This is a genomic window from Dehalogenimonas sp. NIT-SK1 (genome assembly GCF_055384165.1).
Map to the genome: position 1 here is coordinate 1,692,974 of NZ_AP042352.1, position 12,866 is coordinate 1,705,839.

A 12,866-nucleotide genomic window follows, 5' to 3' on the forward strand; every position below is an offset into this window, starting at 1 on the left:
ACCAAAGCCCCGATGCATTTCGCCCATTCAGCGGATCACATCATAAATGACTTTAATTTATATTTTAACAGCCACCATAGCGGTAAGCCTTATCGCCCTGGCAGGTGTTTTCGCTCTTTTGTTGAAGAAAGACCTGGAAAACAAAACCCTGCTGGTAATGGTAGCCCTTTCCAGCGGCGCCCTTATTGGCGGGGCTTTTCTGCACCTGCTGCCGGACGCCATTGCGGAAAAGGGAGAGGACATTGCGGTGTTTCTGTTTCTGCTGCTGGGCTTCTCCATCTTTTTCATGCTGGAACAATTCCTCCAGTGGCGTCACGAACATAACACGGCTCCAACAATCAGGCCCTTTTCTTACCTGATTTTAACCGCGGACGCGCTTCATAATTTCATTGACGGCCTGATTATCGCCGCCAGTTTTATCATCAGCCCGCCGCTCGGAATCGCCACCACACTGGCAGTAGCCCTGCATGAAATACCCCAGGAGATAGGTGATTTCGCCGCCCTGGTGTACGGCGGATTCAGACCCAGGAAAGCCCTGCTGTTTAACCTGCTTTCCGGATTGACCGCTGTGCTGGGCGGGGTCGCCGGCTACCTAGCCTATTCCATAATGGAAACTTCCATGATTTACCTGCTGCCATTTGCCGCCGGGAACTTCATTTACATAGCGGCTGCTGACCTTATACCGGAAATCAAACACCAGAAGAGCCTGAAAAGAGCGGCTCTGCATTTCATTGTTTTTCTGGCCGGCATCGGTATGATGTTGGCGGTCAGGTATCTATAAACCAATAATACAGTCAACAAAAATAGCAATAACACTAATCAAGGGAGAAGGCCATGGTTTCAAAAAATAATATACTAGCTACACTGGAAGGACTTGATATTCCGGAAACACCCTATAAACTGAAAGAACTGAGATTGATCAGGGATGTGACAGAGGAAAATGACACGGTTAGTGTTTCCCTGTCCAGCGGCGCGTTGCCGCTGGAAATATTTAAACGTCTGGAGGCATCGGTCAGGCGGGAGCTTGAGGGCCAGTCCGGGCTTAACCGGATAGAAATAAACCGCACAGAGAATAAACCGAGTGAACTGAATCGGATCAAAAATGTAGTGGCGGTGATGAGCGGCAAGGGCGGCGTAGGCAAGTCAACCATCAGCAGTCTGCTGGCTGTTTCCCTGCAGCGCCTGGGATATAGCGTGGGGATACTGGATGCCGATATTACCGGGCCGAGTATTCCCAAACTTTTTGGAATTTCCGGCAAACCGATGGGCAGTGAAAAGGGAATAATACCGGTATCTTCAGCTACTAAAATCCGTATTATGTCAATCAACCTTGTGTTGAACACTGATTCCGATTCCGTGATATGGCGGGGACCCTTGATCAGCAAGGCCATCGGTCAATTCTGGGAAGATGTACTGTGGGGTGAACTGGATTACCTGGTCGTTGACCTGCCGCCGGGCACATCAGACGCGGCCTTGACAGCCATGCAGCAGATACCGTTAACTGCGGTATTAATGGTGACCACGCCACAGGCATTGGCCGGTCTGATAGTACGCAAGGCGATGGATATGACTCAAAAAATGGAAATCCCGGTGCTGGGGCTGGCGGAAAACATGGCTTTCTTTCCCGACCCGACCACCGGCGAAGCGATTGAGATTTTTGGCCGCAGCCAGGCCGGGGAAATACTGGAATCATTCAAACTGCCTTTAATCACCCGTTTGCCCATTGACCCGAAACTGGCGGAACTTTGTGATGCCGGAAAAATCGAGCATTACTCATCCGACGCTGTCAATAATTTAGGCACCGTCGTTGTTGAAAGACTGGCCGTTTTGAAAGCGAGTGGATAAGACTAATGATAAAAATTACCAAACTTATTGATGATGAAGCGGCCGAGCCATTTAAAATGGAATGGGGCCTGAGCCTGTTTATTGAAGCCTACGGTAAACGACTCATCTTTGATACAGGCGGCAGTGACCGGGCGGCAACCAATGCCCGGCTGCTGGACATCGACCTCACTAAAATTGACGGAATAATCCTGAGCCATGGACACGGGGACCATACCGGAGGATTGAAGCCAATCCTCCAGGCCACCGCCGGAGAGACAACGATTTACGCCCACCCGAATTTATGGCAGGAGAGGTACAGCATTCCCGAGGGTGTTGGACAAGCCCAGAAAGCAGGCATCCCCTATACCAGGCAGGAGATTGAATCCGGCGGCGGGCGACTGAAAGACGTTTCCCGGCCACTATTCATCAACAGCAATATATTGGCATTTGGCGAAATACCGATGAAAACCGAAATGGAGAAACTTGAACCCGGCCTGGCGGTACGGCAGGGCAACAGCTTCGAAACGGACAGCTTTCCGGATGAAATCGCGCTGGGCATATACTCCAAACAAGGACTGGTAATCATTTCCGGCTGCGCTCACCGGGGTATCATCAATACGCTGCGCCGAGCCCGCGATATCAGCGGGATTGCCGGCATATACGCGGTTATAGGCGGCGCTCACCTGTACCAGGCATCAGAAGAAAGAATCAGCTTCACCGCGCAAAAACTCAAAAATTTCGGGCTGCGAAAGCTGGGATTGTGCCACTGTACCGGGCAACAAGCGACCGGGCTTATTCAAAAACAATCCGGGGCTGAAACAATACTCACCGGGGTGGGTCAGACAGCCGTCCTTTAGTAATCCAGACTGTTATAGACCCGGTTAACCAATTGATTGCAGTAATTTGCCGTAATTCATACCTATCTGAGCTATCGAGGTGTTATAATCACCAGGTGCCGACAGAGTTAAACTGATTCAGATTGGAATGAGGAGCAGATGAATAACTTTTTATTCGTAAAAGATGTTTATTTAATGCATGGCAAGGCCGGTACCACTGCTGATGAAAACAGCCCGCTCAAGGACATTATCAAGCTTTATGCCGCCCAGCCGGGAACTGGAGGCGTGTTCCTGACGGATGAATACCGCCGGTTCTCCGGAATGGTTTCACGGTTGGCCATCCAGAAATGGGCGGAATATCAATTATTCGGAAAATGGCAGGGGGATGATTCATGCCGCGCAATCCACGAGATGATTGACTCGGTCAAAGCCAAGGACGTATCCCACGGCGACTGGTCTTCACTGGCTTTGAAAACCGATGACCCGCTGGAAACCGCTTTCAAGCGTATGATAGACCTGGGTGAAGACATCCTGCCGGTGGTGGATGATAAAGGGCGGATAATCGGTGACCTGAGCCTTTCGGAAGTACTGGAAAAGGCTATCGAGACCGGCGGCTGCGCCTATTAGTCTGAAAAAAGACCTTCCCATTTATCCGACTATCAGCCATAATAGAACAGATTAACTTACAGGAACTAGATTCATTGGACATAGCCAGTTACAACAGCGCCGCCTGGGATAAACAGGTTCAAACCGGCAATAAATGGACTGTTCCGGCGAGCCGGGAACTCATTGGCAGAGCCAGGCAGGGAGATTGGCAGATAGTGCTGACTCCAACCTTACCGGTACCTGCCGGATGGTTTCCACCTATGAAAGACTGCAATGTTCTTTGCCTGGCCTGCGGCGGCGGGCAACAGGGCCCGATACTGGCTGCCGCCGGTGCCAGGGTAATTGTCTTTGATAATTCCGCGCTGCAACTGCGGCAGGACCGGCAGGTGGCCGAAAGGGATTCTTTATCCATCAAGACAGTACAGGGTGATATGAGAGACCTCTCCCAGTTCAAGGACGCCAGTTTTGACCTTATATTCCATCCTGTTTCCAACGTATTTGTACCAGCCGTAAAGCCGGTCTGGCTGGAAGCGTTCCGGGTGCTGCGCCCAGGCGGGGTCCTGCTGGCCGGGTTTATGAACCCGGCTGTATATCTCTTCGACTGGCAACTGGCCGAGAGCAGCGGAGAACTCCGGGTGAAATACAAACTGCCCTACGCCGACACGACCAATTTGGAGGACGCGGAAAAACAGCGAAAGCTGGACCAAGGTGAACCGTTTGATTTTAGCCACACCCTGGATGACCAGATAGGCGGGCAGATAGACGCCGGCTTTGTTATTACCGGTTTTTACGAGGACCGCAACCCGCCTGAAGACAACGACCCACTGGCACCCTACATGGCTACCTGCCTTGCCACCCGCGCCATCAAACCCTGAAAATCAATGGGGGGCGGTTCTTGATTAAGGGCTTTACTCCGTAAAGAATATGGGAGCTTTATGACTCGATGCTGTTGTGCTGCAGGAAGGTGGCCAGGTTCACCGCCTGATTGGCAATGCCCAGTTTCCGCCTGATTTTCTCCCGGTGATGATTTATGGTAGCGACGGAGACACCGCGCATATCGGCAATCTGCTTGCTGGTCATACCGTTCTTAATCATGTTGCTGATAATCATCTCCATGGGTGAGAGGGCATGAAAGTCCGCAGACAATCCACCGAGGAACGGCCGAGTAATTTCGGTCAGATTGGTTTTCAACAGTTCAATGTATTTCTTCTTGGATGCCGGCAAATGGAATGCCAGGGAATCAATGATCGGCATCAGGATTTTATCTACGTTATGTCTAACATCCCGGTGTATTTCCTGTTTTTCATTCTCATTACGACCCAGTACTACCTTCAGGGCAATGTTGGTTTCCTGCAGAGCCTGACGCTCCAGCTTGAGCTGCCGGTTCATCTCCTGCAACTCAAGTTCAGCAAAAAAACCGGCGGCAACCTTACCGACCTGTTCAGCCACAGCATCCAGAAGCGCTCTTTCTTCTTTAAGGAAAGGACCTTCATCAGCCGACGGGAATTCTGATTTATAATAGACGCGGCATTCACCCGCAAGTTCCTTTCCCAGGTAAATTGCAGCTGACTGATGCCAAACAGACTCAATAAAACCGGTACTGTAATAGACGCTGCCTCTGAATGTTATCCCGGCACAGGTTTGGTCAGCGTACTGCCAGGAATGCGGCAGAAAATCAACCAGCTCACCCAAAAAACTCTCCAGCGAAGCGCGATTCTTCTCCGCCAGTTTGGAGATCCCGTAAAGGCAATTGAGTTCTTTTATTCTTTCCCGCAGCGCTGTTTCCAGCTGACCGGAAGCGGCCGGCGGCAGCGGAATACTCCATAACCACGCCGGAGTGCGGGAGCGGGAAGATGCCGGTTTTTGCGGACGTTCAGATTTATTCAATGATGATGCCTATCTTTTATAGGTATTTTATAGGTATATTTCCCGTATTATCAAATCGTATAATATCAGATACCATTATCGGTATTCAATCCGCGGCCAAGCCGCTGAAGCCGGTTTTCTTACTTAGACGATCGGGCGGATTTGATCGGATATTTCAACTCCCAGCTAATAGGGAGATTTTGTGGTGTCCGGCCGGTCCGGCAATAACTGTTCGCCGCACAAGTCTGGACGCGGTACCAATACGAAAATCGGCTGAAGCCCAAGCTGCGAATGTCAAAATAAATACAGGGAGAATACTTATTCATGCCTCAGACATCATCAAGCCTTAATGCCAACAGACTGGCAGCCTACCTGGACAAGTCCCCGGAGGATTTTACCAAGCGTGATATCATCAAGTACATTGAAGAAAACAACATCGCCGCCATCAATTTTCGCCACCTTGGCGGCGACGGCCGGCTGAAAAATCTCAACTTCATCATCAACAGCCGGGAGCAACTGGACCAGATCCTCTCAGCCGGCGAACGGGTGGATGGCTCCAGCCTCTTTTCCTACATTGACTCCGCCTCCAGTGACCTTTACGTGGTTCCCCGCTACAAGACGGCCTTCGTCAATCCTTTCTCCAGTATCCCGGCCCTCGATATGCTCGGCACCTATTTCACCAAAGAAGGCGAACGGCTGGCCAGCTCCCCGGAAAATATCCTGAAAAAAGCCCAGGACAACCTGAGCGAAAAAACGGGTATGCGCTTCGAAGCCATGGGGGAACTGGAATACTACGTGGTAGCTCCACGGCAGCATCTATATCCTACTGTGGCCCAGCGGGGCTACCAGGAGTCAGCCCCGTTCTGCAAGTGGGAAGCCCTGAGATATGAAGCCATGAACCTCATTGCCCAGGCCGGAGGCAAGATTAAATACGGCCATTCCGAGGTGGGGCATATCTCCAGTGATGAACACGAGATGGAGCAGAATGAGATCGAGTTTTCACCGGTGAACGTTGAGGACGCCGCTGACCAGCTGGTAATCGCCAAATGGATACTGCGCATGCTGGGTCGCCAGAACAACGTTACCGTCACTTTCGCTCCCAAGATCCTGGTAGGTCACGCCGGAAGCGGCATGCATGTTCACACCCGGGTCATGAAGGGCGATGAAAACATGATGGTTGAAAACGGAAAACTGAATGACTTTGCCCGCAAAGTCATTGCCGGTTACCTGAAACTGGCACCTTCGCTGACCGCATTCGGCAACACCATCCCCCTGTCATTCCTAAGACTGGTGCCGCACCAGGAAGCGCCGACCAACGTCTGCTGGGGTGACCGCAACCGTTCCGGCCTGGTCAGGGTACCGCTGGGATGGCTCCATGAAAAAGACATGGCTGCCGACGCCAATCCTAATGAGCAGGAAGCGGCCCGGAATTTCAGCAACAACCAGACGGTCGAGTTCCGCTCTCCGGACGGGTCAGCCAATATCCACCTGCTGATGGCCGGATTGGTAGTGGCTGTCCAGCACGGCATGGAGATGGAAAACGCGCTGGAACTGGCCCAAAAACTATACGTTGACGTAAATATCTTTGCCTCCAGCAATAAGGATATCCAGAGCAATCTGCCGCAGCTGCCGACTTCCTGCTGGGACGCCGCCGATTGCCTGCTCCAGGATCGGGCCATTTACGAGAAGGACGGTATTTTCCCGCCCTCAGTCATCGACGGTCTGGCAAAAATCCTGAAGCACTATGAGGACAAGGACCTCAGCGAGCGCTTTTACGGCAAGGGCGACGAGATTCAAAAGATGGTGGACGACTACATCCACATCTAGTAGCTAAACACCTTACTTAGTTTGATTTAAACAGGGCGGTCGATTCGACCGCCCTGTTATTTGGTTCACCTTATAAAGACATCTGATTACTTAACTGGAAATATAAAGTCTTGAAGTTGTCTATTGAGAATAATATACTAATAGCATCTTTAATTTTGGGAGGGCATCAGTATGCTAAGCGCTATTCTCCTGATCATCTGCGGACTCGTCCTCATCGGCACCGCCGGCAACAGCGTACCCATCATCGGCAAATACCTGGTTAAGGCCGGCAGCTGGTTGTCGTCCTTTGCCCTGATAATCGGCATCATAGCCATTATCGTCGGCATCATTGAACTGTTCTAGCCTCGCCATTTTGCGAAATCAGAAACGCCGCCTCCCGGGCGGCGTTTCCAGTTGCATGACAATCGCTGCTTATTATTCCTCGTCCACCTTGTCATCTCTCTGGTAAGTACCCAGCACCCGAATCATGCTGGCGGCTTTTTCCAGTTCCTTCATCGCCCGCTGGGTGGCCGGAGCATTGAGTCCTTTCTCAAAATCCAAGTAAAAATAGTAATCCCAGGCACGGCTGTGGATTATAGGCCGGCTTTCTATTTTCGACAGGTTAATATTTTCATCATTAAAACACTTCAGGACATGATATAAGGCGCCGGGAATGTTTTTTGCCCGGATAACCAGCGAGGTTTTGTCAGCGTCCAGGTCGTAAGGCGTGTCCGGCCGGGCGATAATCAGAAAACGGGTGTAGTTCTTTTTTTCTGTTTCAATATCCTTGGCCAGTACTTTCATCCCGTAGATTTCCGCTGCCAGGTGTGAACCGATAGCCGCGGCGGTATGCATATCATCTTCCTTTATCAGGCGAACGGCGGCGGCGGTATCTTCAGTTTCAATGCGGCGCATCCTGGGATGCTTTTCCAGCCATTCCTCGGCCTGGTTCATGGCCATGGGATGGGTATACACCTCAGATATATTTTCAATCTTGGTGTTGGGCAGGGCTATCAGGTTCAATACGATGCGCAAATACTCTTCGCCGACAATCCGGGTGTCATACTTGAGCAGGTAATCATAGTTGTCTAAAAACGACCCGTAGATGGAGTTTTCAATGGCTACTACGCCGTAGTCGGAAACACCCTTGTGAACGTCTTCAAAAACCTGCTTGAAAGTTTCGCTTTCAATAATTTCAGAATCACCGGGGAACTTTTTACGGGCGACGATATCATGGAAAGAACCGCGGGAACCCTGGATGGAAATCTTGATCATGTACGGCCTCCTTGAATCAGCAGACTGCCGAGATTTATATTAATGATAGCCTTAAAAAGACCTTATGGCAATACTTAATGGAAATAATCAAACCTATGACTATATTATGTCATTAGCTATCTCACTTTGGCATCCATCCCAATATCTTATGCTATAATACCCCTCTAGTAGTAATGGAGGCGGATAGGCTCTGGTGGGCCTCGCGGTCTTCAAAACCGTAGGCGGCGGCGCAAACCGCCGCGGGGGGTTCGATTCCCTTCCCCTCCGCCATCTGCCCCGACCGGGTATGAAAGGGGGTGAGCCGCATGGATGAAAAACGCCTGACCGAATACTCCGCGTACTCCGGCTGAGCCGCCAAGATAGGTCCGGGTGACCTAGCCAAGATTCTTTGCGGCCTGCCCGTCAAGTCATATCCGGAAGTTTTGGTCGGCCTGGAAAAGGCCGATGACGCCGGGGTCTACCAATTGACGCCGGAAATCGCCCTGGTACAGACCATTGACGTCATAACGCCGGTAGTGGATGACCCCTTTGCCTTCGGCCAGATTGCGGCTGCCAACTCCCTGTCTGACGTGTACGCCATGGGCGGACGTCCGGTAACGGCCTTGAGTTTTGTGGGTTTTCCGCTGGAAACCACCGATACCGAGGTGCTGCGGCTGATAATGGCCGGAGCCCTATCCAAACTGGAGGAGGCCGGATGCGCCCTCGTCGGCGGCCATAGCGTGAAAGACAGCGAAATCAAATTCGGCCTGTCGGTTACCGGAGTGGTTCACCCGGACCGGCTGCTGACCAAGGGCGGCGCCAGACCCGGCGACAAGCTTATACTGACCAAGCCGCTGGGCACCGGCATTCTCAATACGGCGCTGAAAGCTGAACTACTGGACACGGCAGCGGTGGAGATGGTTATCAATAAAATGACCATTCTCAATAAAGTCCCGGCGGAACTTATGACAAAGTTTGGCGCCAGCGCCGCCACCGACATCACCGGTTTCGGGCTGGTAGGCCATGCCGCCGAAATGGCGGAACTGGGCGGCGTTAGTTTCCGGATATATTTTAACCGGGTGCCGCTGCTGCCGGGAACACAGCAGTGGGCGGAAGCCGGACTGGTGCCTGGCGGGGCTTACACCAACCGGGAATACCGGCTGAATATACTGGAGCTTAATCTGCCGGAAACCGAAGAATGGATGCTGGACGTGCTGTTTGACCCCCAGACCTCCGGCGGTTTACTGATTGCGGTAGCGCAAGAGACAGCCGATGAATTGCTGAACCGTATCCGACAGCGCGGTTCTCCAGCCGCGGCTATCATTGGTGAAGTTACAGATGAATCCAGCGGGCGAATAATAATTAACGAATAGAGGCTAGTCATGGCTGAATATATACAAGATGAACTGCGCAAACTGCCGGCTGTTGAAAAGGTGCTGGCTTCGGCGGAGCTGGCCGGTGATATTGAACGTTATTCCCATCCGGTAGTTACCCTGGCGGTACGGAAGGTTATTGAAGAAACACGCCGCGCGGTTTTAACCGGCTCTGAAACACCGGCTGTTGCCGAGTTAGTAAAAAAAGTTAAAAGCGAACTGGCCGAAAAATGGCCGGGGCTGCTGCAGCCGGTAATCAACGCCACCGGCATCATGCTGCACACCAATCTCGGTCGGGCGCCGCTTTCGGAAGAAACGGTAGCGGCACTGAGCAGCATACTCGGCGGTTATTACGCCCTGGAGCTGGACCTCAACACCGGAGAGCGCGGGCTGCGGGCCCGGGAAATGGAAAAGCTGCTGGAGATGGTTACCGGCGCCGAAAGCGCGCTGGTGGTCAACAACAATGCCGCCGCGGTACTGCTTGTGCTGACCGCATTAGCCAAAAACCGGGAGGTTATCGTCTCCCGCAGTGAACTGGTGCAGATAGGCGGCGGTTTCAGGGTACCAGAGATAATGGCCCAATCCGGAACTGTCATGCGCGAAGTGGGCACTACCAATCAAACATTCCTTCGGGATTTTGAGCAAGCGGTGAACGACAATACCGCGGCGCTGCTGGTGGTACACCGGTCAAATTTCGCCTTGCGCGGTTTCACTCACGACCCTGATCTCCGGGAGCTCAAAGAACTGGCTGATAGCTTCAATCTGCCGCTCATTTATGACCTGGGAAGCGGGGCGCTGACAGCGACAGAGCATTACGGCATGAGCCATGAACCAACGGTATCGGAAGCGCTGGAAGCCGGTGCCGATATAATCTGTATTTCCGGCGATAAGCTGCTGGGCGGGCCGCAGAGCGGTATAATCCTCGGTAAAAAGACAATGGTTGACCTGTTGCGGAAGCACCCGCTGCTGCGGGCTTTGAGAGCGGACAAATATACCGCCGTTGCCCTGACGGTAACCGCGCTGCACTATCTCAAAGGAGAGACCGATAAAATACCGGTATATGCCATGATGACAGCAACACTTGAAAGCCTCGAAGAACGGGCGGAGATTATCGCGGCCGCGCTGAACGAGGCAGGGCTGACGGCGAAAACTATGGACGGAGAAAGCATGGCCGGAGGTGGAACCCTGCCGGATGAAACCCTGCCCACCAAACTGGTGGCCGTTGAGATAAAAAGCCACATTGACGAGTTCAGCCGCCGACTGAGGCTGGGCACGCCGCCGGTATTGGGCCGGGTACATGAAGGCCTGTTCGTCATGGATATAAGAACCGTTTTCCCCAAAGAGGACTCCGCGCTGACCAAGGCTGTCATAAAGGCGGGCAAAGGGTAAACATGATTACCCTGGGTACCGCCGGACATATCGACCACGGCAAATCGAGCGTGATTAAAGCCCTGACCACCATAGACCCGGACCGGCTGCCGGAAGAAAAGTCCCGCGGCATGACCATTGACCTGGGCTTTGCCTGGTTTTCCCTGCCGAACGGCGAAAAGGTCGGACTGGTGGACGTACCGGGACATCAGCATTTCGTACGCAATGTTATCCCCGGCCTGACCGGTATAGATGGAGTGATGCTCATTATTGCCGCTGATGACGGCTGGATGCCGCAGACCGAAGAGCACCTGCAGATAATAGACCTGCTGGACATTTCCCACGGGTTGGTGGTGCTTAACAAAATAGATATGGTCGATGATGAATGGCGGCAGCTGGTCGAAGCAGATATCAGAGAGCACCTGGCCGGCAGCTCCCTGGCGGAAGCCCCGATGGTTGCCGTCAGCGCTAAAAAAGGCCAGGGTATCGACCGGCTTAAGACAGCCATCGAGAAACTGGGAAGCGACATATCTCAAACCGACATCGGCAAGCCGCGGTTGCCGGTTGACCGCGTTTTCACCATTAAAGGCGCCGGCACGGTGGTTACCGGCACCCTGCACCACGGGGAACTGGCGGTCGGCGACGAGCTTACAATCCTGCCCAAAGCACTCAAAGCCCAGGTACGCGGTATTGAAAGTTACAAGGAGCACCTGGAGCGGGTGCGGCCGGGTTCGCGGGTAGCACTGAATCTGTCCGGCATCAAGAAAGAGGATATGGAGCGGGGTGATGTCATCGTCCGCCGCGGCGCGGAAACACCGCTGTCCCGATATTTGGACGCGGAACTGCGGCTATTGCCATCACTGAAACAGCCGATTAGAACCGGCGCTGAACTGACGCTGTTTTTTGAAACGGCGGAGATGCCGGCGCGAGTTATAGCTTTATCCGGCCGGGAAGTCTCAGCCGCTGAAGGACCGGTACTGGTACAGCTTCGCCTGCCGCGTGAGGCCGCCGGCTTCATCGGGGAGAGGTTCATCGTCCGCAGAAGCTCCCCGGTAGAAACCATCGGCGGAGGCACAATACTGGACCCGGCAGCGGAACGCTACCAGCTGAAAACCACTGAAGAGCGGACCGGGCGTCTTAAAGCCCGGGCATCGCTGGCGCCATCCGCCCTGGTATTAACCGAACTGGAAAAAAGTCTTTACCTGCCGCGACGCGGCTTCCTGGAAGCCAGTCCTTACAGTAGCGAGCAGATAAACGCGGCCTTGGAAACGCTGACCAAAACCGGCGAAGTTATAACCAGCGGCGACTGGCTGGTCAATACAAGCTTCTGGCAAAACCGCGGCCAAGCCCTTCTTGACCGCCTGGCGGCGGAGCATAAGGAGCGGCCTCTCAAAAAAGGACTCAGCCAGGCAGAAGCGGCCGCCGGATTAAAAATACCGGCTGAGCTTTTCGCCGCACTGGTGGCCGGTTTGATAGAAGAGGGCAAAATCAACAGGACTGAGGATGAACTGGCCCTGGCTTCACACAAACCGCAGCTGTCCGGCGGCCAATCAGAAATGGAAAAACGAATTACCGAAATTATTGAAAAAAACCCGGCGGCGCCGCCGACGCGCACCGAGCTGCTCAAGACAACCGACGGGGCAGCCGGCGTGCTCCGCTATATGCTGGAACAGGGCAAGGTGATTGAACTGCCGGACGGCATCCTGCTGACGGCGGAGCAGTATAAAACCACCAGGCAGAAGGTTATCGATACCCTCAAAGAAAAAGGACAGCTGGCCATCCAGGACATGAACGCCTTGACCGGATTTTCCCGAAAATACAGCATTCCCTTCCTGACCCGACTGGACCAGGAAGGGATAACCCGCCGGCAGGACAATGTCCGCGTACCGGCCCGCAAGCTGGATTAAGTCATTTTTCCCCGCCGATAACGTAT

General features: G+C 53.1%; 12 protein-coding genes and 1 tRNA gene. 11 read left to right on the forward strand and 2 right to left on the reverse strand.

Annotation, left to right across the window (positions count from 1 at the left end; all coding sequences use genetic code 11):
• Window positions 1–46 precede the first annotated feature (46 nt).
• The 5 genes from ACZ48S_RS08860 (at window position 47) to ACZ48S_RS08880 (ending at window position 4,141) form a co-directional block, all read left to right on the forward strand.
• The gene (locus tag ACZ48S_RS08860) at window positions 47–781 is read left to right on the forward strand and encodes a ZIP family metal transporter (protein WP_464212739.1); all 735 of its coding nucleotides are present in this window, start codon (window positions 47–49) and stop codon (window positions 779–781) included.
• 53 nt (window positions 782–834) lie between these two features.
• Window positions 835–1,845: an Mrp/NBP35 family ATP-binding protein gene (locus ACZ48S_RS08865; protein ID WP_464212741.1), complete on the forward strand. Its 1,011-nt coding sequence runs from the start codon at window positions 835–837 to the stop codon at window positions 1,843–1,845.
• Between the two features lie 5 nt (window positions 1,846–1,850).
• Complete coding sequence (locus ACZ48S_RS08870) at window positions 1,851–2,681, forward strand: MBL fold metallo-hydrolase (protein ID WP_464212743.1); 831 nt, start codon at window positions 1,851–1,853, stop codon at window positions 2,679–2,681.
• Window positions 2,682–2,819: 138 nt separating this feature from the next.
• Window positions 2,820–3,287 carry a CBS domain-containing protein gene (locus ACZ48S_RS08875; protein WP_464212745.1) on the forward strand — a complete coding sequence of 156 codons (468 nt, stop codon included), beginning with the start codon at window positions 2,820–2,822 and terminating at the stop codon, window positions 3,285–3,287.
• Between the two features lie 74 nt (window positions 3,288–3,361).
• On the forward strand, window positions 3,362–4,141 hold the full coding sequence (locus ACZ48S_RS08880; RefSeq protein ID WP_464212747.1) for a class I SAM-dependent methyltransferase: 780 nt from the start codon (window positions 3,362–3,364) through the stop codon (window positions 4,139–4,141).
• Between the two features lie 58 nt (window positions 4,142–4,199).
• On the opposite strand, the gene ACZ48S_RS08885 is transcribed toward ACZ48S_RS08880, so the two are convergent.
• On the reverse strand, window positions 4,200–5,153 hold the full coding sequence (locus ACZ48S_RS08885) for a helix-turn-helix transcriptional regulator (protein WP_464212749.1): 954 nt from the start codon (window positions 5,151–5,153) through the stop codon (window positions 4,200–4,202).
• 303 nt (window positions 5,154–5,456) lie between these two features.
• On the opposite strand from ACZ48S_RS08885, the gene ACZ48S_RS08890 reads away from it, so the two are divergent.
• Window positions 5,457–6,959: a glutamine synthetase family protein gene (locus ACZ48S_RS08890; protein ID WP_464212751.1), complete on the forward strand. Its 1,503-nt coding sequence runs from the start codon at window positions 5,457–5,459 to the stop codon at window positions 6,957–6,959.
• 171 nt (window positions 6,960–7,130) lie between these two features.
• Window positions 7,131–7,301 (forward strand): hypothetical protein, encoded by a 171-nt coding sequence (locus ACZ48S_RS08895; RefSeq protein WP_464212753.1) that lies wholly within the window; start codon window positions 7,131–7,133, stop codon window positions 7,299–7,301.
• 72 nt (window positions 7,302–7,373) lie between these two features.
• Here the strand turns inward: ACZ48S_RS08895 and pheA are convergent, their stop codons facing one another.
• Complete coding sequence (gene pheA / locus ACZ48S_RS08900; RefSeq protein WP_464212755.1) at window positions 7,374–8,213, reverse strand: prephenate dehydratase; 840 nt, start codon at window positions 8,211–8,213, stop codon at window positions 7,374–7,376.
• Between the two features lie 175 nt (window positions 8,214–8,388).
• Between pheA and ACZ48S_RS08905 the strand changes: the two genes are divergently transcribed.
• The 4 genes from ACZ48S_RS08905 (at window position 8,389) to selB (ending at window position 12,840) form a co-directional block, all read left to right on the forward strand.
• Window positions 8,389–8,483, forward strand: a tRNA-Sec gene (locus tag ACZ48S_RS08905).
• Window positions 8,484–8,518: 35 nt separating this feature from the next.
• Window positions 8,519–9,565 (forward strand): selenide, water dikinase SelD, encoded by a 1,047-nt coding sequence (gene selD, locus ACZ48S_RS08910; RefSeq protein ID WP_464212757.1) that lies wholly within the window; start codon window positions 8,519–8,521, stop codon window positions 9,563–9,565.
• 9 nt (window positions 9,566–9,574) lie between these two features.
• A complete protein-coding gene (gene selA / locus ACZ48S_RS08915) occupies window positions 9,575–10,954 on the forward strand; it encodes an L-seryl-tRNA(Sec) selenium transferase (protein ID WP_464212759.1) in 1,380 nt (459 codons plus the stop codon).
• A 2-nt stretch (window positions 10,955–10,956) separates the two neighbouring features.
• Window positions 10,957–12,840, forward strand: coding sequence for a selenocysteine-specific translation elongation factor (gene selB / locus ACZ48S_RS08920; RefSeq protein WP_464212761.1), 1,884 nt, complete (start codon window positions 10,957–10,959; stop codon window positions 12,838–12,840).
• The last annotated feature ends 26 nt before the right edge of the window (window positions 12,841–12,866 follow it).

What these genes read in the sequence shown, in the direction of transcription:
- pheA (WP_464212755.1), bottom strand. Translation starts at nt 8,213, where the DNA reads ATGATCAAGATTTCCATCCAGGGTTCCCGCGGTTCTTTCCATGATATC.
- ACZ48S_RS08865 (WP_464212741.1), top strand. Translation starts at nt 835, where the DNA reads ATGGTTTCAAAAAATAATATACTAGCTACACTGGAAGGACTTGATATT.
- ACZ48S_RS08895 (WP_464212753.1), top strand. Translation starts at nt 7,131, where the DNA reads ATGCTAAGCGCTATTCTCCTGATCATCTGCGGACTCGTCCTCATCGGC.
- selA (WP_464212759.1), top strand. Translation starts at nt 9,575, where the DNA reads ATGGCTGAATATATACAAGATGAACTGCGCAAACTGCCGGCTGTTGAA.
- ACZ48S_RS08890 (WP_464212751.1), top strand. Translation starts at nt 5,457, where the DNA reads ATGCCTCAGACATCATCAAGCCTTAATGCCAACAGACTGGCAGCCTAC.
- ACZ48S_RS08860 (WP_464212739.1), top strand. Translation starts at nt 47, where the DNA reads ATGACTTTAATTTATATTTTAACAGCCACCATAGCGGTAAGCCTTATC.
- ACZ48S_RS08875 (WP_464212745.1), top strand. Translation starts at nt 2,820, where the DNA reads ATGAATAACTTTTTATTCGTAAAAGATGTTTATTTAATGCATGGCAAG.
- selB (WP_464212761.1), top strand. Translation starts at nt 10,957, where the DNA reads ATGATTACCCTGGGTACCGCCGGACATATCGACCACGGCAAATCGAGC.
- ACZ48S_RS08870 (WP_464212743.1), top strand. Translation starts at nt 1,851, where the DNA reads ATGATAAAAATTACCAAACTTATTGATGATGAAGCGGCCGAGCCATTT.